Source organism: Streptomyces sp. NPDC055955 (genome assembly GCF_042270245.1).
Classification (GTDB): Bacteria; Actinomycetota; Actinomycetes; order Streptomycetales; family Streptomycetaceae; genus Streptomyces.
Map to the genome: position 1 here is coordinate 179,934 of NZ_JBHJYS010000019.1, position 23,367 is coordinate 203,300.

Genomic DNA, 23,367 nt, shown 5'->3' on the forward strand with positions numbered 1-23,367 from the left:
TGCCCGCTTCCCAGCCGGTTCTCAGCGGTCGACGGGAGACACCTGATCCAGGCCGCTCTCACGCAGGATCTGCTGCACGGTCTCGTCCAGAGTGCTGGCCGCATCGACAACGGTCTCCAGAGCGTCGGGCAGCAGATCCTTCTCCCGGTACCAATCGCGCAGATGGTCGGCGGTGACGCGCTTCCGGTACTCGGCATCGCCCTTCGTCGCGTGCCGGAGCACCGTCTCCGTGTACGGCACGTAAAGATAGAAGCACCGCGTGACGCCACGGTGGGCGCGCGCCAGGTCGTGAAGCATCGCGCCGTAGCGATCGGCGGACAGGATGCCCTCCACGACAACGTGGAAGCCACTGTCCAGGGCGTAGCGGGCAGTCAGATCGATCAAGCCGATGTTGGCGCCGCCGGGCCGGTCGCGTTCGCGCAGCACGAGCCGGCGCAGGTTGTCCTGGCCCACGATCGCGAGGTTGCGGCCGAACTTCTCGCGCAGCCCGGCCGCAACGGATGACTTCCCCGAGGCGCTGTTGCCGCGGATCACGATCAGGCGCGTGTCTTCAGTTCCCACCACACATCACACGATATCGACGGCCGCTGACACGGCCTGCCTCATGCGGGCGCCTGCAGCGCGCGTCGGCGGGTCCGCCGCCGACTCCTGACTGCGGTGGACCGCACGACACGCGCGGCCCACCGCAGAGTTGTGCCGGAGATCTTCCCTTCGAGGATCGTCGTGATGTCGCTGTGGAGGGTCCCCATGGGTCTCCACTCACTCGCCGTGTCCGTCGCGGCGGGAACGGCGAACTTGTGGGAATGCCACGGCGGCACCGGTCTCGCGGATCGATTGCCATGACGTTGCCTGTGTACATGTGCTGGCGTCAGCGGTCCACAACGGGCCACGCCTTGAGGACTCACACTCCCCCAACTCGATGTTGTCCCAGCACTCGTCGCTGGAACTCGCTTCCCAGGCCAGGGGGCGTAAGCAGATCTCGGAGAAGACGGCCTGCGCGAGATGTTCCCCAGCCGTGCCGCGGACGTTCGGCAACTGGGCCGGACCATCACCATCCCCAACTACGCGACGCGCGTCTTGCGCGCATGTTCCACGGGATGAGGTGCGCGTGGTGGCGAACATCCCCATCAGTACCGACCGTGTGACCTGACCCGGTGCCGGAGAAACGAAGTAGGGCTCCCGTACCGCGGTGCTGACCTCGCCTGGTGAGCGGCACTGATCCGGCCAAGGCTGCGACAGAGCCGGCGCTGCGGCAGAGCGGGCTCTGCGGGGGAACTCCGGCTCGGTGATCGCGCACGTTGCGATGTGCCCTGCCGCGGCGGCCTGTTCCCATCCGTACATACACGCAGCGGTCATCGCCCATTGGGGCGCGGCGCGCACTCATTCGGGCGCATCGCCCGCGTCGTCACTCCCTCTCGCTTCCCCAAGTGGTTTGAGTGATCTTCCGCATGTCGTCATCCGTCCTTCCGGGGCTGGTCCGCACGGCCACTTTTCCCGTGCCACCCCGCACGGTGACGGCGTCCCACGACCACCAGGAGTTGTAGTGACATCACCACGACGGTGTGCCGGGCTCGCCGGCGCGGCTGCCCTGCTGGGCTCGCTGTTTCTCGGCAGTCCGGCCGCCCAGGCGGCACCGGTCGCAACGGCCGCCGATGACGCGCATCGGCCGACCGTCTGCCGGCACCTGGTACCGGACCCCATTCCGTATCCCCTGCGCTCGGAATACTTCTGCACCGACTGGCGGCTCGGCCCGAAGAGGCTGCCGACCCACGGGCTGGTGGCGCACACGCTCCACCGCTACCAGCGCCTCGGCCACCTCACCGCGACCCAGTTCCTGAACCGCTGGTGGGACCCGGCTGCCGACACCGGCCAGGGCGACTGGCGCTACCCCGACGCCGACGGATACGCGAAGAACTCCCAGGGACAGCCGATCGCCGCCGAACTCGAGCTCCACAAAGGCCAGAGGGTCGACCGGTTCGGCAATGAGGCAGGCCGCTACCTGGCCCCTGCCGGCACCAAGTACGGCAAGCGGAGTATCCCGCCGTCCAGCCTCAACACCGCCGATCCGCGTCACCCGTACAACTACTACCTGTACAAGGTGATGAAGGACGTCAAGGTGTGCGCGGGGCCGATCGCCCCGGCGTTCGAACAGCCGGGGCTGGGTGTCCAGTACGTGACGTCAAGCCAGTACTGCCCGAAGATTCCGCGCACCTCCGTGCTGGACCTGGTGCGCAACGGGACTTTGGTGCGGCTCGCGACTTCGTAGCTTCCGGGCTGCGACAGCCGGCGCGCTCCTCGTACTGATCGCCCCCGATGGGAGACTGGTTCCGTGGACCGTCACCAGCTGTGCGAGGCGTTGCGGGCAGCCGGGGTTCCCGATGCACATTACGAGATCCCCGACTGCCCGGGCGGCCAGCCTTCGCTTGAGGGCTACTATCTGGCTCAGCGCGAGGGCCAGTGGATCGTGGGAGTCCATGAGCGTGGCAGACGCGAGGTATTGGAGACCTTCGCCGACGAGAGCCGGGCCTGCGCATGGCTCTACGAACGCCTCACCGACGAGACTTCGCCGCCTGTCCGGCCCACGGCGGCGGAGATGGACGAGATGCTGCACGACAGTGAGGGCATCGAACGGCGAGCGCAGGAACAGCTCGAGCAGGCGCTCGCGAAGAGTCGGCGCGAGGCCCGCGGCGGCCCACCGAACGGCGGTCCACCGAACGATGGCCACTGAGCGGTGCCGACCCAAAGGGCCCGTCGGTCGCACGTTTCCGGGCCGAAGGGCGGCAGGGCGGCTGTGCCCGGTCCACGGCCGCGCCTTCGTCCCGAGCGCGCTCAGCCGTTCGGTCGCCTCGGCGATGCCGCACGGCACTGATTGCACCGTCAGCAGCATGCCGCGGCGCGCTGAGCCCGGCACTTGGATGTCGGGGCGCGTCACTTGTCGTCTGACGACGTGTGACGGGCGTGTGGGTGGCGCAGGCGTACCCAGATGTCGCGTGCCTGCCGTCCGGCGGCGGTGCGGCTTCGGGCCACAAGTCTGCGGGCCTGTTCCGGCGTCTCGACCATGGGGCCGGATCCGCGCAACGGTCGCCCCGCGGTCTCGTGCAGGAAGAACGTCGAGATGAGGCCGATGGCTCCGGCGACCATCAGGTAGTACGCGGGGACCATGTTGTTGCCCGTCGCCTCGACCAGGGCTGATGCGAACAGGGGTGTGGTGCCGCCGAAGAGCGACACGGACAGGTTGTAGGCGATCGACAGGGCGCCGTAGCGGATCCGGGTGGGAAAGAGGGCCGGCAGTGTGGCGGCTGCGGTTCCCGCGAACATGACGAGCAGCACGCCGAGGATCGCGCACCCGAACGCCGGAAGCAGGATGCCGCCCTCTCTGATCAGCAGGAACGCGGGATAGGCCAACGCGATGAGTGCGATGCTCCCGGCCATGAACATGGGTCGGCGTCCCCACCGGTCGGACGTTCTGCCGACGGTCGTGATCAACAGGACGACCAGGAGCATCGTGCCGAGGACGAGCAGCTGCGCTGTCGTGTCGCTCTCGCCGAGCGTCACGGTCATGTAGGTCGGCAGGTACGACGTCACCATGTAGTTGGTGACGTTGTAGAGCAGGACGAGGCCCATACAGATGAGTACCGCCTCCCAGTGGCGCGCGAAGATCTCTCTCACGCGGCCCCTGCCCGACTGCCGGGCCTGCTCCACAGGGTCTTCGTCCGCCCTCTTCCCCGATGCCTGCGCGTGCGCGTACGCGGCCTCCTGCTTGAACGCGGGCGTCTCCTCCAGCTTCATGCGCATGTACAGGCCGATGAGACCGAGCGGACCTGCCACGAAGAAGGGGATACGCCAGCCCCAGTCCTCTAGGCCGTCGCTGCCGAGCGCCAGCGTGAGCACCGTCACCAGGCCGGAGCCGAGGGAGTAGCCGATGAAGGTGCCGAAGTCGAGCCAGCTGCCGAGGAAGCCCCGGCGCTTGTCGGGCGCGTACTCGGCGATGTAGGTCGTGGCGCCCGCGTACTCGCCACCGGTGGAGAAGCCCTGGACGAGGCGGCACACCAGCAGCAGGATCGGGGCGAGGAAGCCGACCGCCGAGTAGGTCGGCAGGAAGCCCACGGCGAAGGTGCTGGCCGCCATCATGATCATCGTGGCGGCGAGGACCTTCTGACGGCCCACGCGGTCGCCGAGGGGCCCGAAGACGAGTCCGCCCAGGGGGCGCACGATGAAGGCCGCGGCGAAGGTGGCGAAGGTGGAGACGACCTGCGCGCCAGGGGAGCTCGAAGGGAAGAAGACCTTGCCAAGGGTGCCCGCCAGGTAGGCGTAGACGCCGAAGTCGAACCATTCCATGGTGTTGCCCAGAGCTGCCGCGGTGACGGCTCTGCGCACCTTCGGACGGTCGGCGACGGTCACGTCCTGGGCCGAGAGGGCCTTCTTGCGGCGGCGCAGCAGCGTTCGCAGCATGCGGTCGGTGGCCGGATGCGACGCACGCGGGGCGTTCCGCCCCGGTGGATCGGATTTCCGGTGCCGGAAGAGACCTGGCATGGGCGGGAGCCTCTCTGCGGACGGCTGCGGGAGCCGCGGGTTGCGGCACTGCTGCGGAGGGCTCTCATTCTTCGCAGTGGGCGGCCGGACCGCCTCCAGAGGCGGGCTGTATGCGTGGCCCGGGGCACGCCGACGCGATGCCGCCTCTCCTCGACGAGGAGCGCACCATGTGCCGTGCCGGCCGTGCCCTTCCCACCGTCGGCCTCGACGATTACCGAGGTCACCAGCCCGCTCGCGCGACAGTCGGTGTTGACCTCTCCTCCCGGATCGGCCGCTGCCGGTCTGTCGGTGCGATTCAGGCGGCCGCGCCGAACCATGAGGCCAACGCCTTGTGCATGTCGTGGTGCATTGACTCGCCGGGCCTGTCGTCCGTGGCCCACGCCAGGTATCCGTCGGGACGGACGAGGACGGCGGAGGCAGACAGGTGCCGGTCTGCGGCACGGGCGGTGATGACGTCCACGCGGTCCCTCCAGCCGTCAACAGCCTCCGCCGTCGCGGAGTGTCCGGTGAGGTCCACGAGCACGGGGCGGGCGGCTCGCAGCCGCTCGGTGATCCGTGCCCAGCCCTCGTCGACATGCTCCCGGAGGTCGGGGAGCCACCGCCCGGCCAGTTCGTGCCCGGCGTTGTGGCCCATGGCGTACTGAATGTCGGCTCCGGACAGGAGGGCCGCGATGCGCGCCCGGTTGTGTGGGTCGTCGAGCAGTTCCGCCAGCAGGTCGCGGGTTGCGGTGATGTCGGCCGCCGGACGCATCAGGGCCATCTGGGCACGGGTCTGCATGAGTACGCGCCGGCTGACCGGAGCTCGCTCGCTCTGGTAGGTGTCCAGCAGTGTGGGGGGCGCCCAGCCGTGGATCTGGGCGGCGAGTTTCCAGCCGAGGTTGATGGCGTCCTGCATGCCCAGGTTCAGTCCCGGCCCGCCGACGGCGGAGTGCACATGGGCGGCGTCTCCGAGCAGCAGGACGCGGCCTGCCCGGTAGGCGTCGGCGTGCCGTGAGTTGATACCGGTGAGGCGGCGCAGCAGGTGCGGTCCGGGAGTGGTGGGCGGGCTCATCGGCAGGTCCGTGCCCAGGACGCGGCGCACGCCGGCCCTGAGTTCGTCGAAGGTCATCGGTGTGCTGTCGTCGACCGGCGGCTGGTCCCACTCGAAGGTGGCTACGAGGTGGGTGCCCGATCCGGGTTGCATCATCGCGAAGCTGAGCACGCCGTTGGGCAGGCGGTTGTGGGCGTACGGGCGAAGGTGTAGGTCCAGTTCGGGCAGGTTGAGTTCGCCGGTGGCGGGATCCAGCAGCGCGTCGGGGATGGTGACGTGGCCCGCGCGGGAGGCGAAGCTGTCGTCGGTGGTGCCGGGGAAGGCGATGCCGGTCTGTTTGCGGACTGTGCTGTGGCCGCCGTCTGCTCCGACCAGGTAGCGGGTGCGGGTCCGGTAGGCGCCCTGTGGTGCTCGGATGTCGAGGGTGACGGCGTCGTCGTCCTGGTGCAGAGCGGTCAGTTCGTGGCCGCGGCGGATCTCGACGCCGAGTTCCCGGGCGCGCTCTTCGAGTACCTGCTCGATATGCGCTTGCGGGACCTGGAGGGCGTACAGCGGGTTGTCGCGCAGGTCGCGGAGGTCCAGTGGGAGACCACTGAACTGGTAGAAGGGCAACGGTTGCGCGGGGCCGGAACGGCCGGTGAGGGGCTCGTACAGGCCGCGCAGTTCCAGCGCCTGGACCACGCGGCCGACGAGCCCGTTGGCCCTGGGGGCCTCGCTGCGGGCGTGCAGCCGCTCCAGGAGCAGCGGTCGCACACCTGCGAGCCGTAGTTCGCAGGCCAGCAGCAGTCCGTTCGGGCCGCCTCCCACGATGGTGACGTCAGCGGTCATCAGGGCTCTCCTTCAGTTCGCCGGGCGGAGGCGTCGAGCCGCCACCGGATGTCAGTCTGGCCTGACGGCGCGGCTGGCGTCAGTCTGGGTTGACAGGCAGGGAATGTCAATCCAGACTGACAGACATGGAAGCGGGAGATCTCTCAGAACGTCTCAGGTCGCATGACCCCGCGGTGGGGCTGCGGGCAGTCGGCGCGCTGCACCGGCTGGCCGAGCAGGTCGAGGCCGCAGCAGTCGCACGCGCCAGAGAACAGGGGTGGTCCTGGGAACAGATCGGCGACGCCCTCGGCGTCTCCCGGCAATCCGTGCACGCCAAGTACGGGAAGTGAGGCGACCATGTTCGAACAGTTCGCGGCAGGTGCCCGTGCGGCCGTCACTTCGGCACTGGGCGAAGCCACGCTGCGTGGCGATCGCCGCATCGGGACCGAGCACCTCCTGTTGGGAGTGCTCCACGAGCCCGACGCAGTCCGGGCGTTCGGAACCGACCTGGAGAGCGCGCGTGCCACTCTGGATGCCCTCGACCGGTCCGCGCTGACCGCGGTCGGCATCGACGTCCAGGGGATCGAGCGGCCTCCGATTCCCGCCTCGCGCAAGCGCACACCCTTCACCTCCGGCGCTCGCGCCGTCCTCCCCCGCGCTCTGGCTGAGACGAGGAAGGCCGGCAGCCGGCGCATCGCACCGGAGCACCTTCTGCTGGCCCTGCTCGACTGCGAGCAGCCGGATCCTGTGGCAGAGCTCATGGAACAACTCGGCGTCGACCGAGCCGCTGTCCGGGAACGCATTCGGCGGACGGGCGCTTGAAACGCGGGGTCCCGCACAGGTCATCGGCCACCGGTCCTCACTCGTCAGCCCAGCCCAGTCCAGCCCAGCCGACCGGGCAGCTGCATCTCCCCCTGCACCCCTATGCACTTCCTGGAGCGGCCGCCGACGACTGAGACTTGAACATGTTCAAATTCCGTGTCAGGGTACGGCGCGGGTTCTTCAGTCCACTGGTCGCGCACGCGGCCCGCGGAACCCGTCAGGGGTGGAGTGTGTTGCGTTGCCGTCGTACTGCGCTGATCTTGCTCGCCATGGCCTTTGCTCTCACTGCCTGCGGCAGGTTCACGGTCATGCCGCCGCCCGAAGGCGAACCGGTCGTGCTGAAACCAGCCGAACTTGGTACCACGTGGACCGATGCTGACGGCGGCACCCTCACCCTGAAGCGGGACGGGACGTTCATCGCCGACAAAGTCTGCGTCGCCGTCCGCTGGTACGACAGTTTGACCTGGTCCGGAACAGGCACTTGGGAGCAAGGCGCCAACAAGAAGCAAAGCTTCGTCGGTGTGACCTTCGACGCCGCTCACTCCTACGACGCCGCTCACCCCGAAAAGGGTGAGAGGCGGCCCGATCCCTACGCCGCCTTGAGGCAAGGCAAGGTCCTGAAGCTGTGGGTCGCCGTCGGTGATCCGGACAACGATTATCCGCACTGCATCCTGACCAGCCCGGCGGGTTGACCCGGCTGCCGCGCGGCCGGTTGATCTGCACACGGTCCGGCATCGCATAAAGGCTCGGTCCGAGTCGATCGTGTCCTCCCGCCGTGATGTAGGGGGATCAGCCCTCGGAGGGCCTCGGTGTCGACGGTGGCGTAGACGGTGGCCAAGCGCCTTCGGGAAGGTAGCGGCGGGGAAAGGCGATCCATTCGTCGTGCTTCTCGGCCTGCACTGCGGTGGCCAGTCGCAGAACGGCGGACCCCCAGCACCCCCAGCACCCGCATCGAATGGGAAGCCGGCCGCTCCGTACCGAAGGGCGGCCGCTCCTCGCTCCCGAGGCTTCCCAGCCGCGGCCTTGACGCGAACGGCGTCCTCTGGCGCGACAGGCCTGCCCTTCAGTCCTAGCGTCAACCCAGGACGTCTGTACGCGGCGTACCTACGGCCCCGCGCTCCCCACGCCAACCGTGCGCGGTGCCACCGATACTGCCGTGGGGCCCGAACCCGAGTGCGGGCCCCACGGCAGTTGTCGCAGAGCGTCCGCTACGCAATGGGACGTTCGTCGGGCCAGTCCGGCACGTCGTTCGCCGACTTGAAGGCTTCCGGCCGGTGCGTTCCCTGATCGGCGGAGCAGCGGGCGCGCTCGACGCCGCCGTACGGTTCGGCGGGCGACGGCATCCAGGCCATCACCCTCGTCTCACAAATCCTGGCCGGTTACACCACGCGACAGAGCACCGTCCTCGGGTGAGGATGCACGGCGCCCCTTTATTGAAGCGGCCGGTCATCGGGCGGCCTTTCGGTAGCGACTGAGGACAGCGGCACCGACCCGCTCGGCAGCCAGGCACTCCAGCTCGGCGTGGGGGCTGTCGGCCGGGAAGAGCCGCCGTCCGGTGCCGAGGACGGTGGGGAAGGTCAACAGTCGGTATTCGTCGATCATGTCCGCGGCCATCAGCCGGTCCACGACGCTGAGGCTCCCGGTGACGACCACGTCCCGGCGCTCGCGTTTGACGGCGTCGACCAGGTCGCCGTCCAGCAGTTGGGAGTTCGACCACGCCGATGTGTCGGTGTGGGTCAGGGTGCGGGAGGCGACCAGCTTCGGCACGGCGTTCATCCGCGCGGCGAACGGGTCGTCGCGGCCCGGCCACAGCCGCGAGAACAGCTGCCAGGTAGTGCGCCCGAGCAGCAGCACGCCGTCGTCCAACGTGCGGCCGAGCCGGAACTTGTCTCCGGCGACAGCCTCCGGGCCGTGCCGGAATGCCCAGCCGCCCAGCGGTGTACCGGCGGACCCGTCCGGGTCGGACACGATCCCGTCCAGGGTGATGAACTCGATGACGATGACGCTCACGATGAGGTTCCCTTCGGTTCGGTGCTCACCAGTACCTACTGGGCGCACCACCCCGACTCATCGCTCACGGCGCAACTGGTCGGCAGGAATGTCGCGCGGCAACTCGAAGACGTCCAAGACGCACGGATCGGCGAACACGACGTTGTGCGCGATACGGCCGCCGGTGACGGTGAAGACCTGCAGGGTGTGCAGACGGTGCCCGCCGCCGGGCTCCGGCGCGTACGCGGCCAGCGCGGGCTGCCCGTTGGAGGTCAGAGCCCGCATGCCCCAACCCGGACCACGCATCGCGAACACCCGCTCCAGGAACCGTCCGTAGTCCTGGCTACCCCGGTACCACAGCGGCACCGGCGGCATCTCCAGGACCGCGTCTTCGGCCAGCAGCCGCACCAGCGCGGGGACATCCGTCGCCTCGAACGCCTGTATGTACCGCTGGATGACCGCCTGCACCTCGGGATCGTCCGGCTCGGTGACCGCACCGGCATCGCCCACGCCGGCGAGGGCGGCACGGGCGCGCTGCAGCGCGCTGTTGACCGCCGCGACCGTGGTCCCCAACTGCTCGGCGACCTCGGCGGCGGTGAACGCCAGCACCTCGCGCAGCACCAGCACCGCCCGCTGCCGCGCCGGCAGAACCTGCACCGCCGCCACCCACGCGAGCCGCAGGTCGGCCCTGACCTCCACATCGAACCGCGCGTCGGGGAAAGGCTCGAGCCAGGGCACATCGAGTGCCGGCACGAGCGCCGCCCCGGGGTCGTCGCTCGGCATTCCCAGTCCGGAGGGCAAAGGACGCCGACTGTGCCCCTCCAGTGCGGTCAGGCACGCGTTGGTCGCGATCCGGTAGAGCCAGGTCCGCACCGACGCGCGCGCCGGGGCGTACCGGTCGCGGGCCTTCCAGGCACGCAGCAGCGTCTCCTGCACCAGATCCTCGGCCTCGTGGAACGACCCCATCATCCGGTAGCAGAACACCACCAACTCGCCCCGGTACGGCTCGAAGTCCACCGGATCATCATGCCGCACACCAGCCTTACGCCGAGACGGACTTCAGCAGGATCCGCCAGGGCTTTGTACGGATGCCACTCGACGTCTTTTCCCGACGATGAATCTCGGTGGCCATCGGCCGCCGCTCGACTCCCTGATACATGCCCGCGAGCTGGGAAGGAAACTGGCCACGGACAAAAGAAGCTGGCCACCGACACCGCTAGGGGCTCCCAGAGGTCCGGCCAGGGGGGCCCAGGTCGCAACCGGGAGGTGCCTGGCCTCGGCAGCGTATTCCTCAACCTTGCCGTCTCAGTAGGGGCGCGGAGAGGTACGGAACAATCCACGCACACCGGCTGGAGAACGGGCGCGAGTCGGCCCGCCGGCACCGGAGGGGAGCCAGCGAGCCGACGTCTCACGCTCGCACGCGCTGTCGATCTGCAGCGGGCTGTTCGCGACGGCGAGCGGGGCGGGGGCGCGAGAGGTCCCGACGGCCGGCGCTTGCCGTGCGACCGATGAGCGTTCCCGGACCCCGGTCAAACGCGCGGATCAGCGCAGTCCGGCGAAGAGATCGTTCTCGGGGACGGCCGCACCGGTGGCGTCCTTGACCCGCACGAAGGTTTCCATGCCCATCAACTCGCCGAACCTCTCCTTGCCCATCTTGAGGAAGAAGATGTTCTCGCCCTGACTGGCGTGCGCGGCCAGCGCATCGAACTTCTGACCGCTGAACGCGGTGGTGTCCACCCACGTGGTGATCTCATCGTCGGGGAGGCCGATCTCGGCCATCGCGGCGGCCTCGGCGGGATCCGGCTCCGGCATGTCCTCATGAAACTCGCGCATGATCTCGCCGAACCGCTGCATCCCCGAGCGCGGCACCGTCGTCCAGTACACCTTTGGCGTCAGCTCGATCATCTCCAGCGCCGCCATCGTGATCCGGTGGGCCTGGATGTGGTCGGGGTGGCCGTAGAAGCCGTTCTCGTCGTAGGTGACGACGACATCAGGCCGGTAGTGCCGCATGAGTTCGGCAAGCCGGGTGGCGCCTTCCTCCACGGGGGTCTGCCAGAACGATCCTGGGGCGTCGTTGCTCGGCCAGCCCATCATCCCGGAGTCGGCATAGTTCAGCATCTCCAGGTCACTGACCTTCAGCACCTCACAGCTCGCCTCGAGTTCCTGACGGCGCATCACGGCGACGGTCGCCGAATCGTGTCCGGGAGTGCCCGGCTTGACACCCCCCGGCCCATCACCACAACCACCGTCGGTACACGTCACGAGAACCGTGCGCATGCCCTCCGCGGCGTACCGTGCGAGGACCCCTCCGGTCCCGGTGGCCTCGTCGTCGGGGTGAGCGTGCACTGCCATCAGCGTCAAAGGCCGGTCGTTCATAAGAACAGTCCTCCTGCAGAGATACGTCTCGGTTCGAGCGCGCGGCGGGCATACCACGGCCCCAGGGCCCGGAGCCTGGCGGGGCGAACGACCTCTTGGTCTTCGTGTTCGCCGCCCGTGCGGCACCGATCCCTCGCTCGATGCAACCGATCCGGCACGACCAACTGTTCCCAGTACGGCCGCCTCTCCCGCCATACGTCGGCGTATCGACGCGAACGAGGAACAGGCGCGATCTGCACGTCTCAGCGCGACGGCGGATCCGGCTTCCATCCGTCCGGCACCTGCCGTGAGATTCCGACATGGAAGCCCGCGCACGCACACGCCGGGGGCTCATCCCGAATTCCGGGCCAGACGGCAAGAATCGCCGACATCGGACGTCACCAGGCCGGAATCCCTGCCCAGCGGGTCGCTTGGATGACAGGCGAAGGATTCCGCAGGCAGATGGTGATTCACCAGCTCTGAAATGCGGAGGAGGAATGACGGCATTACGTCGATATGAACGTGGGGACGGTCAGCCGTCACACTGGCGGCTGACCGTCGGGGCAGGCAGCGGCAGAGGTCACAGGCTGTGCCAGCCCCATCGACCCGAAGGCGACCGGTTGCCACCTCCGGGTGCATGGCTCAGATCGACTACGTAGCAGAGGGTGTCGTCCGGATCGGCAAGCACAACGAAGTCAGGATCCGGCGGGTGGGGATTCCATTCGACGGTCTGTGCACCAAGTGAGACCAGCCGCTGGACCGCTGCTCCTAATCCTCCGTGATAACGGTGAAGAGGCCCAGCGAACACAAGGACGTGGCTCCGCCCGCGACATGCTGCACATCAGACCGAGGGTCGGTCCTGCTGGCGCCATCGGAATGATCGAGCGCCGGCCACGCCTCGCCCTTCCACTCCTCGGTGGCGACCGTGTCCAACGCCTCCACTAGAACGCGACTGCGCGGAAATCAGCCATCTGCCCGGGCCTTTCGGACTCGTATCCGCCTGGGCTGCTGGAAACAACTCCTCGACCTCACCCTGCAGGAGACGGTCCTACTGCCGTTCGACCACCCATCAGACGGGTCAGTCCGACTCCTGGCGAAGGACGCGCCGAGCCGCCTCAGCCTCGGCTGCCGGCGGGGACAACTCGTCGAGGACGTCCAACTCGTCGTCCCCCTCCAGCTCCCGTTCCCAGGCTGCGGCAAGCCGCTCCTGCTCCTCCCCGGGCCTGGCCACGACTGTCTTTCTTTCCTCAGGCGCCAAGGACGCCAGGAAGCGTGCGACTGAGTCGTTCGGCATGCTAAACACCCTTCGCTGGGCATGGTGCTGGTCCAGGCTCAGCATGTTCAATCAGTCCGGTGATCACGGCCCGACACAGCCGCAGCACACCCGGATGGCGCCATCTCGCGTGCCAGACCTTGTCCGACATGTACCGCCCGAGTGCACCTTCAGCCTTCCTTGCTCCCGCGCTCATGCGCTCGTACGGGCGATCGACAAGGAGGTCCCCAGACCTCAAGCGCGCCGGGCCTCGATCAGACCCTGAGACTCGTTCTTGGCTCCCAGCGGCGGACGCACGATGGCGACGGCCCGCGGTCCTGGCGATCTGCGCGACGGGCGGCCAGCTCTCAGAGTTCATCAACTACCACACGCTTCGATGGATCAGCATCCACGACCGGCATCGTGCCGCACGAACATCAAGTCGTGTGAGACAACCGCTATGCCTTGATCGGTGCGGCCGACCTGGCGGCCTGCTCGATCTTCGCGCAGTAGGCTGCACGGGCTTCCTCGTCGATCTGCTTCTCGTGTTCGGCGCGCAACCCGGTCCGGCCGTCGAGGCCCTCGCGCAGGATATCGGCGTGCCCGGCATGCCGGATGGACTCGCCGAGGACATGGACCATGATGGCGAACAGGTTCGTGTTCGGATCAGGCTCCGGCCACCACGGCACGTGGCCGGGGGCGTCGAGGGGAAGCTCGTTGATCGTCGCGTCCGAGTGTTCCCACGTGCGCCGGTAGAACCCGATGATCTGATCGCGGGTCTCGTCCTCGGTCGCCCACAGATCGCTGCCGTCGGAGTCCTGCCACCGGGGCAGCGGTTCCGGGGAAGGGCGGTCGAAGACCTCGCCGAAGTACCTGGCCTCGACGGTGGCCACGTGTTTGACCAGGCCGAGGAGGTTGGTCCCGGTCGCTGTCAAAGGCCGGCGGGCGTCGTATTCGGACAAGCCGTCGAGTTTCCAGAGCAGCGCCTTGCGGTCCCGCCGCAGTCGACCGTGCAGGTTGTCCTTCGCGAATTCATCGATCACGCGGCATGAGCCTGCCATGGGCTGCCCATGGTCTCAAGATCCCGTACGTGGTCCGCAGCGGCTGGCAAAGCAGAGGCCCGGCCATGGCCGCCGCCCAGAACTGCTACAAGAAGCCCACCACACCGTTCCGGCGGCGTCGGCTGTGACGGAACTGGCCTACCGCGTCGCCCGCATCGTCGAGGACGAAAGCGGCCTGACCGGGCACGACTTCGAAGTGGACCAGCCCATCCGAAGCGGCGCTCCCGCCAAAGCCGCCGCCCGACTGAGCAGCGTCTCCGATTGGGCACACCATCGCTTCCGCTGGCGGATCACAGGTCGGACCAGACGAAGATGCCGGTGATGTGGAGGGGGCGCGCCACGTAGATGGTCGCGGTCTTCTCGTAGAACCGGCAAGGCCGCGTCACTGCTTGAGGCGGTTGCGTGCTCGGCCGATTCGCCGGTCGGGTCCCATTTCCTTTGCAGGCCCCGACCGCATGTCGGTGAAGCGCACCAACATGGAGTCCACGGATACGGACACGGCCCCGGTCAGCTCCCCATCCGCATCAGCCTGGCGATCAGCAGGCAATCGTCGATCACCTCACGGTGGTCCCGCCACCGGCAACCCGCTTCGGCGTCCGGTCCGGGAGCCACGGTTCGATCCGCGCCCACTGGGAGTCAACGCCCCCGGACCAACGACGATCACCTGGCCCAAACGCAACTTCCTAGCCTCGCCCGCCCTCTCGCGTCCGGGGGCGCCCCGTGCTCTCCCGCACCACCAGGCGCGTCGGCACCAGCGTGGCGCCCGGTTCCGCCTCGCCCTGCCGGACCTGGCGCAGTGCGCTCTCCACGCAGCGGCGGCCGACCTCGGCGAAATCCTGGTGGACCGTGGTGAGCGGCGGCTGGAACGAGCCGGAGTCGGGGATGTCGTCGAAGCCGATGACCGAGACGTCCTCGGGGACCTTGCGGCCCCGCTCTTCCAGGGCCCGCAGGAGGCCCAGCGCCATCTGGTCGTTCGCCGCGAACACTGCGGTGCAGTCGGCCTGTTCGGCCAGGCGCAGGCCCGCGCGGTAGCCCGAATCGGCCGACCAGTCGCCGCGCACCAGTGGTGGGACCGCGCGGCCGGCGGACTCAAGTGCCTTGCGCCATGCGTCCGTTCGGCGCTGAGCCGCGAACGACTCGGAGGGGCCCGCAAGGTGCCAGACCGTGCGGTGCCCGAGGTCGAGGAGGTGGCGTACCGCGTCGCGGGTGCCGCCGGCCTGGTCCGTGTCCACCACCGCGTAACGGTCGTCGGCGTCCGAGTCCGCGACCACGACTTTCACGTGCGGCGGCAGGGTGAGGCTCGCCGAGTCGAGGAGATGGACCTCCATGATGACGATGACCGCGTCCACCGCCAGTTCGCCGAGACGTGAGAACGCGCCACGTACTTCGTCCTGGGTGGGCACCGCGACGGGGAGGAGCGTGACTGCGTAGCCCTCCTGCGCGGCCGAGGTCGCGATGGCCTCCAGCGTGCGCATGTTGCCCGTCGTGGAGAGCGTGAACGTGATCACGCCGATGGTGCGGAAGTCGCCCCGCTTCAGTGCTCGCGCGGCGCTGTTGGGGCGGTAGCCGAGCTCCTTCATTGCGGCGAGGACCCGCTCGCGGGTCTCCTCGTTGACGCCGGGAAAGCCGTTCGAGACGCGGGAGACCGTCTGGGAGGAGACACGCGCAACCCGGGCGACGTCGGCCATCGACGCGTTGTGCGTGCGGCGCCGGGCGTCGGTCCTGCCGCGCTCCGGGGCACTGTCCGTTGCTCCCACCGTTCACCTCACCAGGTCGAGTTGATCGTTCACGGGCGACTCTTGACCGTCCTCTGCGAGGCAGTGTAGACATGCCGCCACCGGATGTTTACGCAAACATAGTACCCGTCGGCCGCTGACGCACTGAAATGTTTACGCAAACATCCGGGCACCATCTGCGAGGCACGTACGAGCGAGGGACGCGAGATGACGACGCTTCAACCGCCGGCCGCCGCAAGGCCGCGACCGGCCGGGCCACCGGTACGCAGGGCGCGCCGCTCGTGGACGGGGTGGGGGTTCATCGGCCCCTTCGTGCTCGTCTTCGCCCTGGTCTTCCTCGCGCCGCTCGCGTACTCGGTCTATCTGAGCCTGTTCCGCACCCAACTCATCGGCGGCACGACCTTCGTGGGCCTGGACAACTACCAACAGGCCTTGCAGGACGGCCAGTTCTGGGAGGGAGTCCTCCGCGTCGGACTGTTTCTGCTGATCCAGGTGCCGATCATGCTCGGCATCGCCCTGCTCGTCGCCCTGGCGATCGACAGCGGACGCCTCTACGGCAAGGACTTCTTCCGGATCACCGTCTTCCTGCCCTACGCGGTACCCGCCGTCGTCGCGACCCTCATGTGGGGCTTCATGTACGGCACCCGCTACGGCCTGGTCGGCGACATCAACGACGCATTCGGCGTGAATCTGCCCGACCCACTGTCCGCCAAGCTGGTCCTCGCATCCATCGGCAACATCGTGACCTGGGAGTTCGTCGGCTACAACATGCTGATCTTCTTCGCCGCGCTGCGCGTCGTACCGCACTCGCTGTACGAGGCGGCCGAGATCGACGGTGCCGGACAGTGGCGCGTCATCACGGCCATCAAGCTCCCCGCGATCCGCGGTGCCCTCGTCATCGCCACGATCTTCTCGATCATCGGCAGCTTCCAGCTCTTCAACGAGCCCGCCATCCTGCAGAAGCTCGCGCCGAACGCGATCACCACCGACTACACGCCGAACTTCTACACGTACTCGCTGTCCTTCGCGGGCCAGCAGCAGAACTACTCCGCGACGGTCGCCATCGTCATGGGCGTGATCACGATGATCGTCGCCTACGTGGTCCAGCTGCGCGGTATGCGCAAGGGAGCGTGAGCGCGATGACCACCACCACCGACTCCGTACGGCCGACGGCACCGGTCAATTCCGCCGCCCCGCGCCTGCGCTCACCGCGCCGCCGGACACCCGGCCGCCCCCGACGCAGCGTCCTGCTGACCGTGCTCACCGGCGTCGTCCTCGTCTACAGTCTGCTGCCTCTCGTGTGGCTCCTGATCAGTGCCACCAAGTCCCAACAGGGTCTGGCCCGTTCGTTCGGCCTGTGGTTCGACGGGAACTTCGACCTCTGGCACAACATCGGCGAGACCTTCACCTACCAGGACGGTGTCTTCGGCCGCTGGCTCCTCAACACCCTCCTGTACGTGGTGGTGGGCGCGGGCGGCGCCACCTTCCTCGCGGTCCTCGGCGGATACGCGCTGGCCAAGTTCACCTTCCCCGGCAAGCGCGCCGTGTTCGCCGTCGTCATCGGCGCGGTCGCGGTGCCGGGCACGGCCCTTGCCGTCCCCACGTTCCTGATGTTCAGCAAGATGGGACTCACCGACACCCCGTGGGCCGTCATCATCCCGTCGCTGATCTCGCCGTTCGGCCTGTATCTGATGTGGGTGTTCGCCACGGAGGCGATTCCCACCGAGCTGATGGAGGCCGCCCGCATCGACGGCGCGAGCGAGCTGCGCACCTTCTTCCAGGTCGCCCTGCCGCTGCTCGCGCCCGGCACCGTCACCGTCCTGCTCTTCACCACGGTCGCGACCTGGAACAACTACTTCCTGCCGTTGATCATGCTGAAGGACCCCGACTGGTATCCGCTCACGCTCGGCCTGGACTCCTGGAACAAGCAGGCGCAGACGGCCGGCGGCGAGGCCATACCCCATCTGGTGCTCACCGGCTCACTGCTCACCATCGTGCCGCTGATCGCCGCCTTTCTGCTGCTCCAGAAGTACTGGCAGTCCGGGCTCTCCGCCGGAAGCGTCAAGGAGTAGGCACAGCACCGCAGTTCCACCGCGTACACCCTCTGTAGGACCACGAAGAAGTGGAAGCATGCCCATGCCCAAGAACTCCCGCCGCCTGCTGCGCGGCATAGGTCTCCTCTGCGCCCTCGCCCTGGGGACCACCGCCTGCGGCGGGTCCGACGACGACGCCTCGAGTGACAAGCCGGTCGGTTCGGCGGACATCCAGTCGGCCCTGAAGAAGGGCGGCACCGTCACGGTGTGGGCGTGGGAGCCCACCCTGAAGCAGGTCGCCGCCGACTTCGAGAAGAAGTACCCGAAGGTCGACATCAAGCTGGTCAACGCGGGCACCAACAACGACCAGTACAAGGCTCTGTCGAACGCGATCTCGGCGAAGAAGGGCGTTCCGGACGTCGCGCAGATCGAGTACTACGCGCTCGGCCAGTACGCGCTGACGAAGCAGATCACCGACCTCAAGGCGTACGGCGCAGAGAAGCTGGCGGACTCGTACTCCCCCGGGCCGTGGAACTCGGTGAAGTCCGGCGCCGGCGTGTACGGCCTGCCGATGGACTCGGGCCCGATGGCGCTCTTCTACAACAAGAAGGTCTTCGACAAGTACAAGATCGCCGTCCCGACGACCTGGGACGAGTACGTCGAGGCTGCCCGCAAGCTGCACAAGGCCGACCCGAAGGCGTACATCACCAGCGACGTCGGCGACGCGGGCCTGACCACCAGCCTTCTGTGGCAGGCCGGTTCGCACCCGTACAAGGTCGACGGCACCAAGGTGGGCATCGACTTCACCGACGCGGGAGCGAAGAAGTACACCGACACCTGGCAGAAGCTCATCGACGAGAAGCTCGTCTCGCCCGTCACCGGCTGGACCGATGACTGGTACAAGGGCCTCGGCGACGGGACCATCGCCACCCTGCCCACCGGCGCCTGGATGCCGGCCAACTTCGCCTCCGGCGTGAAGGGCGCCTCCGGCGACTGGCGCGTCGCCCCCATGCCGCAGTGGGAGAAGGGCGCGAACACCAGCTCCGAGAACGGCGGCAGCTCGCTCGCGCTGCCCGCGCTCGGCAAGAACAAGGAACTCGCCTACGCGTTCGTCGAGTACGCCAACTCCGGCGCGGGTGTACAGACCCGCATCAAGAACGGCGCGTTCCCCGCGACGACGAAGGACCTGAACTCCTCGTCGTTCCAGAACACCGAGTTCCCGTACTTCGGCGGCCAGAAGGCCAACAAGATCTTCGCCGAGTCCGCGAAGAGCGTGCCCACCGACTGGAAGTACCTGCCGTACCAGGTGTACGCCAACTCGATCTTCAACGACACCGTCGGCAAGGCGTACGTCTCGTCGACCCAGCTCACCGCCGGGCTGAAGTCCTGGCAGGAGGCGTCCGTCAAGTACGGCACCGAGCAGGGCTTCACCGTCGAGAAGTAGCCCGCCGCCTCCCTCGACCGCACCTGTGGAAGACCGCTCCCCGAAAGGACGCGCATGACCGCCCCCCTCACCTCCCGTTTCCCCTACGCGAAGGGATCGGACGGCACCCGCCGCCTCGGCTACGGAGCCGACTACAACCCCGAGCAGTGGTCACGGGAGGTGTGGGCGGACGACATCCGGCTCATGCGTGAGGCCGGGGTGAACGTCGTCTCCCTCGCCATCTTCTCCTGGGCGCGCATCCAGCCCACCGCCGACACCTGGGACTTCGGCTGGCTCGACGAGATCATGGACCTGCTGCACGCGGGCGGCATCGGCGTCGACCTGGCCACCGCCACCGCGTCGCCTCCGCCGTGGCTGACCGCCGCGCACCCGGAGATCCTGCCGGTGACCGCGAGCGGTGAGACGCTGTGGCCGGGCGCCCGGCAGCACTGGCGGCCCACCTCGCCCGTCTTTCGCGAGCACGCGCTGACCCTCGTCCGCAAGATCGCCTCCCGCTACGCCGACCACCCCGCCCTGGTCGCCTGGCACGTCAACAACGAGCTGGGCTGCCACAACGTCTACGACTACTCCGACGACGCCGCCCGCGCCTTCCGGTCCTGGCTGCGCCGCCGCTACACCACGCTCGACGCCCTCAACAACGCCTGGGGGACGGCCTTCTGGTCCCAGCGCTACAGCGACTGGGAGCAGATACTGCCGCCGCGGCTCGCCGCCTCGCACCCGAACCCGACGCAGCAGCTCGACTTCAAGCGCTTCTCGTCGGACGCGCTCAAGGACCATCTGCTCGCCGAGCGGGAGATCCTGCGCGAGCTCACCCCGGACACACCGGTCACCACCAACTTCATGGTGATGTCCGGCACCAAGGGCATGGACTACGCGGACTGGGCCGACGTGATCGACTTCGTGGCCAACGACCACTACGTCACCCCCGGGCCGCAGGACCGCGACGAACTCTCCTTCTCCGCCAACCTCAGCAGCGGCATCGCCGGACACCGCCCCTGGTTCCTGATGGAGCACTCCACCAGCGCCGTGAACTGGCAGCCCGTCAACCCGCCCAAGACACCGGGAGAGTTGGCCCGCGACTCGCTGCTGCATGTCGCGCACGGCGCCGACGCCGTCTGCTTCTTCCAGTGGCGCCAGTCGGCGGCCGGAGCCGAGAAGTACCACTCGGCGATGGTCCCGCACGCCGGGGCCGACAGTGAACTCTTCCGCTGTGTGGTCGAGTTGGGCCACACGCTCGACACGCTCGCTCCCATCGCGGGCAGCGAGCGCGAACCCGCCCGCGTGGCGATCCTCTTCGACTGGGATTCCTGGTGGGCCGGCGAGCAGGACTCCCACCCGACCTCCCGCCTCGACTACCACCGCGAGGCCCTCGACTGGTACTCGGCGTTGCTTCGTCTGGGCCACCGCGCCGACGTGGTGCCCGCGCACCGCACCGACCTGTCCGCGTACGACGTCGTCATCGCGCCCGTCCTGCACGTGGTGCCACAGCCGCTCGCCAAGGAACTCACCCGGTACGTCGAGGGCGGCGGCCACCTCGTCACCACGTACTTCTCCGCGATCGTCGACGAGAACGACCACGTCTGGCTCGGCGGTTACCCGGGCGCGCTGCGCGACGTCCTCGGCATCCGCATCGAGGAGTTCGGGCCCCTGCTCGACGGGGACACCGTCGACCTGGACAACGGCACCACCGGCAGCCTGTGGACCGACCGGATCTCCGTCACCGGCACGGACGTCGAGGTCCTGGCGGGCTACCTCACCGGCACGTACGCGTCGCGCCCCGCCGTCACCCGGCGTGGCACGGGCCATGGCTCGGCCACATACGTGTCCACCCGGCTCGGCGCCGACGGACTGAGCGTGCTGCTGCCGGAGCTGCTCGCGCCCGCAGGGGTGGTCAGCGAGCTCCCGCACGACGCACGGGGGCTGGTGGAGCACGTCGTGCGGCGCGACGCGGAGCACCGCTACCTGTTCCTGGTCAACCGGAGCGACGAACAGGTGGCGCTGCCGGGACTGACCGGTGACGTGCTCGTCGGGCCACCGCGGCGCGAGGGCGACGGCCTCGTCCTGGCGCCTCGCCAGGTCGCCGTCCTGCGGCAGTCCGCCTCCTGAATCCATCCCCTCTCGCACCACCGGACACCCCACCCATTCAACGACATTGGGAGCACACGTTGGCGCGCATGACCCGCAGACGGTTCATCGGCATCGCCGCGGCCACGGCCGCGGCCGCAGGAACCCAGCTCTCGGCCGCACCGCTCGTCGCCGCGGCCACCGGCGCGACGGTCACGGTGACCCTCGACCCCTCGTACCGGCAGGAGAGGTTCGAGGGGTGGGGCACCAGCCTGGCCTGGTTCGCGAACGCGACCGGACACTACCCGCACGAGATCCGCGAGCGGATCGCCGACCTCGTCTTCGGCCGTGACGGCCTCGCCCTCAACATCGCCCGCTACAACATAGGCGGCGGCAACGCCCCCGACGTGCCGTCCTACCTGAGGCCGGGCGGCGCCGTCGAGGGCTGGTGGAAGGCGCCCGAGGGCACCACCCGCACCGACACCGACTGGTGGGACCCCGACAACGGGGACCACTGGAACGGGGACGCCGACGCCACCCAGCGATGGTGGGTGGACCGGATCAAGAAGGACATCACCCACTGGGAGACGTTCTCCAATTCGCCGCCGTACTTCATGACGGTCAGCGGCTACGTCTCCGGCGGCTTCGACGCGTCGAAGGAGCAGTTGAAGGAGGCGTCCGTCGACGACTTCGCCACGTATCTGGCCGGTGTGACGCGGCGCCTGGAGCAGGCGCACGGCATCAAGGTGAAGACCGTCGACCCGTGCAACGAGCCCAACACGAACTATTGGGGCACGACGTTGGGCGCCGACGGGAATCCGACCGGTGGCCGTCAGGAGGGCTGTCACATCGGCCCCGCCCTCCAGCAGAAGATCGTGCCCGCGCTGCACGCCGCACTCGGGAAGGCGCGGACGACGGCGGTCGTCTCGGCGATGGACGAGACCAACCCGACGACCTTCACCACGAACTGGACCAGCTACCCGGGCGACGTGAAGAGCGCTGTCTCCCAGATGAACGTCCACACGTACGGGACCGGCGGTCGGACCTCCGTCCGCGACCTCGCCAAGGCCGACGGCAAGCCGCTGTGGATGAGCGAGGTCGAGGGAGACTGGGGCGACGGCCAGTCCTTCACCGACATGCGGCCCGGACTCGGGCTCGCTCAGCACATCGTCGACGACCTGCGCGAACTGGAGCCCAGCGCCTGGGTGTTCTGGCAGCCCGTCGAGGACTGGGACAACATGAAGCCCGGCGGGGAATCCGCCAAGGGAGGCAACTGGGGCGAGATCCAGGTCTCCTTCAGCGCCGGCCCCGACGACACCCTGGAGACCTGCCCGGTCCACACGAACACGAAGTTCGACACCGCCCGGAACTTCACCCATTACATCCGTCCCGGCGACCACCTCATCAAGACCGACGACTCGAGCAGCACCGCGGCCGTCACCCGTGGCGGCAACGGCGCCACCGTCGTTCACGTCAACAGCACCACGTCCGCCCGCACGGTGACCATCGACCTGTCGAAGTTCGCGACCGTGCGCCATGGGGCAACCGTCACCCCGGTCGTGACCAGCACGGACGGCAAGCTGGCCGAGCAGACGCCGATCGCGGTGACGGGCCGTACGGCGACCTTCACGGTGCCCGCGCAGTCGGTGACCACGTTCGTGATCAAGGGTGTGTCCGGGGTCGCGAAGGACGCCGCGACGCTGCGCAAGGGACGCACGTACGAGCTCACCGGTGTCCAGAGCGGAAAGGACCTCACCGTCGCCGACGGCGGCACCGCACTCGTCATCAATTCGGGGACGGGCGCGCCCGGTCAGCGGTGGCGGCTCGCACAGATCAGCGGTGACGGACCGGCGAACCGCAGGCGGCACGTCTTCACCAGCGTCGCCGACGGCAGGCGGCTGGCCGTCCGCGACGGTGCGCCGGTCGTCGAACCCGACAGGGGCGAGCGGGACGCGGCCGCGCAGTGGATCCTGTCGACGACGGGCGACGGCACGTACACCCTCGTCAACGCCGGTACGGGCCGCCTGCTCGAGGTCGGCGGACAGGCCACGCACGAGGGCGCGTCCGTCGGGATCTGGCAGCCCAACTCCGGTTCCAATCAACGGTGGAAGGTCACTGACGTGAATTCCTGAGGACCGCGTCGAGGCGCGACCAAGCCCCCTTGCCGGGATGGCCGCCCACCACGGACAAACCCGAGCGCCCCGCCCGACCCCACAAAAAAACCATCCGGGGAACACACCC

General features: G+C 68.4%; 19 protein-coding genes. 10 read left to right on the forward strand and 9 right to left on the reverse strand.

Annotated elements, in window-relative coordinates; translation table 11 throughout:
* Positions 1 to 21 precede the first annotated feature (21 nt).
* On the reverse strand, positions 22 to 534 hold the full coding sequence (locus ACFC96_RS32325) for an AAA family ATPase (protein ID WP_376615489.1): 513 nt from the start codon (positions 532 to 534) through the stop codon (positions 22 to 24).
* Between the two features lie 1,009 nt (positions 535 to 1,543).
* On the opposite strand from ACFC96_RS32325, the gene ACFC96_RS32330 reads away from it, so the two are divergent.
* The gene (locus tag ACFC96_RS32330; protein WP_376615491.1) at positions 1,544 to 2,266 is read left to right on the forward strand and encodes a TNT domain-containing protein; all 723 of its coding nucleotides are present in this window, start codon (positions 1,544 to 1,546) and stop codon (positions 2,264 to 2,266) included.
* A gap of 63 nt (positions 2,267 to 2,329) precedes the next feature.
* A complete protein-coding gene (locus ACFC96_RS32335) occupies positions 2,330 to 2,728 on the forward strand; it encodes a hypothetical protein (protein WP_376615493.1) in 399 nt (132 codons plus the stop codon).
* 200 nt (positions 2,729 to 2,928) lie between these two features.
* Here ACFC96_RS32335 and proP read toward each other — a convergent pair whose 3' ends face one another.
* Together proP and ACFC96_RS32345 are read right to left on the reverse strand one after the other, a co-directional pair.
* Positions 2,929 to 4,452, reverse strand: coding sequence for a glycine betaine/L-proline transporter ProP (gene proP, locus ACFC96_RS32340; protein ID WP_376615494.1), 1,524 nt, complete (start codon positions 4,450 to 4,452; stop codon positions 2,929 to 2,931).
* Between the two features lie 376 nt (positions 4,453 to 4,828).
* Positions 4,829 to 6,391: an FAD-dependent monooxygenase gene (locus ACFC96_RS32345; protein ID WP_376615495.1), complete on the reverse strand. Its 1,563-nt coding sequence runs from the start codon at positions 6,389 to 6,391 to the stop codon at positions 4,829 to 4,831.
* A 173-nt stretch (positions 6,392 to 6,564) separates the two neighbouring features.
* On the opposite strand from ACFC96_RS32345, the gene ACFC96_RS32350 reads away from it, so the two are divergent.
* The 3 genes from ACFC96_RS32350 to ACFC96_RS32360 all read left to right on the forward strand — a co-directional run bounded on the left by ACFC96_RS32350 (position 6,565) and on the right by ACFC96_RS32360 (position 7,884).
* Positions 6,565 to 6,720, forward strand: a complete 156-nt coding sequence (locus ACFC96_RS32350; RefSeq protein WP_376227024.1) for a helix-turn-helix domain-containing protein — start codon at positions 6,565 to 6,567, stop codon at positions 6,718 to 6,720.
* A 7-nt stretch (positions 6,721 to 6,727) separates the two neighbouring features.
* Positions 6,728 to 7,192 carry a Clp protease N-terminal domain-containing protein gene (locus ACFC96_RS32355; RefSeq protein ID WP_376615497.1) on the forward strand — a complete coding sequence of 155 codons (465 nt, stop codon included), beginning with the start codon at positions 6,728 to 6,730 and terminating at the stop codon, positions 7,190 to 7,192.
* 269 nt (positions 7,193 to 7,461) lie between these two features.
* Positions 7,462 to 7,884, forward strand: a complete 423-nt coding sequence (locus tag ACFC96_RS32360) for a hypothetical protein (RefSeq protein WP_376227021.1) — start codon at positions 7,462 to 7,464, stop codon at positions 7,882 to 7,884.
* Positions 7,885 to 8,638: 754 nt separating this feature from the next.
* Here ACFC96_RS32360 and ACFC96_RS32365 read toward each other — a convergent pair.
* The 6 genes from ACFC96_RS32365 to ACFC96_RS32390 all read right to left on the reverse strand — a co-directional run bounded on the left by ACFC96_RS32365 (position 8,639) and on the right by ACFC96_RS32390 (position 15,537).
* Complete coding sequence (locus tag ACFC96_RS32365) at positions 8,639 to 9,202, reverse strand: dihydrofolate reductase family protein (protein ID WP_376615499.1); 564 nt, start codon at positions 9,200 to 9,202, stop codon at positions 8,639 to 8,641.
* A 57-nt stretch (positions 9,203 to 9,259) separates the two neighbouring features.
* Positions 9,260 to 10,216 (reverse strand): sigma-70 family RNA polymerase sigma factor, encoded by a 957-nt coding sequence (locus tag ACFC96_RS32370; RefSeq protein ID WP_376615501.1) that lies wholly within the window; start codon positions 10,214 to 10,216, stop codon positions 9,260 to 9,262.
* A 507-nt stretch (positions 10,217 to 10,723) separates the two neighbouring features.
* Complete coding sequence (locus tag ACFC96_RS32375; RefSeq protein WP_376263902.1) at positions 10,724 to 11,557, reverse strand: PIG-L family deacetylase; 834 nt, start codon at positions 11,555 to 11,557, stop codon at positions 10,724 to 10,726.
* A gap of 1,057 nt (positions 11,558 to 12,614) precedes the next feature.
* The gene (locus tag ACFC96_RS32380) at positions 12,615 to 12,767 is read right to left on the reverse strand and encodes a hypothetical protein (protein WP_340456608.1); all 153 of its coding nucleotides are present in this window, start codon (positions 12,765 to 12,767) and stop codon (positions 12,615 to 12,617) included.
* Positions 12,768 to 13,246: 479 nt separating this feature from the next.
* The gene (locus tag ACFC96_RS32385; RefSeq protein ID WP_376263899.1) at positions 13,247 to 13,831 is read right to left on the reverse strand and encodes a DinB family protein; all 585 of its coding nucleotides are present in this window, start codon (positions 13,829 to 13,831) and stop codon (positions 13,247 to 13,249) included.
* A 701-nt stretch (positions 13,832 to 14,532) separates the two neighbouring features.
* Positions 14,533 to 15,537 (reverse strand): LacI family DNA-binding transcriptional regulator, encoded by a 1,005-nt coding sequence (locus ACFC96_RS32390; RefSeq protein WP_376264006.1) that lies wholly within the window; start codon positions 15,535 to 15,537, stop codon positions 14,533 to 14,535.
* A 255-nt stretch (positions 15,538 to 15,792) separates the two neighbouring features.
* Between ACFC96_RS32390 and ACFC96_RS32395 the strand changes: the two genes are divergently transcribed.
* The 5 genes from ACFC96_RS32395 (at position 15,793) to ACFC96_RS32415 (ending at position 23,258) form a co-directional block, all read left to right on the forward strand.
* Positions 15,793 to 16,719 (forward strand): carbohydrate ABC transporter permease, encoded by a 927-nt coding sequence (locus tag ACFC96_RS32395; RefSeq protein WP_376615503.1) that lies wholly within the window; start codon positions 15,793 to 15,795, stop codon positions 16,717 to 16,719.
* A 5-nt stretch (positions 16,720 to 16,724) separates the two neighbouring features.
* The gene (locus tag ACFC96_RS32400; protein WP_376227648.1) at positions 16,725 to 17,657 is read left to right on the forward strand and encodes a carbohydrate ABC transporter permease; all 933 of its coding nucleotides are present in this window, start codon (positions 16,725 to 16,727) and stop codon (positions 17,655 to 17,657) included.
* Positions 17,658 to 17,721: 64 nt separating this feature from the next.
* Entirely contained in the window at positions 17,722 to 19,062 is a 1,341-nt protein-coding gene (locus ACFC96_RS32405) for an ABC transporter substrate-binding protein (protein ID WP_376615525.1), read from the forward strand.
* Positions 19,063 to 19,116: 54 nt separating this feature from the next.
* Complete coding sequence (locus tag ACFC96_RS32410; RefSeq protein ID WP_376615505.1) at positions 19,117 to 21,168, forward strand: beta-galactosidase; 2,052 nt, start codon at positions 19,117 to 19,119, stop codon at positions 21,166 to 21,168.
* A gap of 59 nt (positions 21,169 to 21,227) precedes the next feature.
* Positions 21,228 to 23,258, forward strand: coding sequence for an RICIN domain-containing protein (locus ACFC96_RS32415; protein WP_376615507.1), 2,031 nt, complete (start codon positions 21,228 to 21,230; stop codon positions 23,256 to 23,258).
* The last annotated feature ends 109 nt before the right edge of the window (positions 23,259 to 23,367 follow it).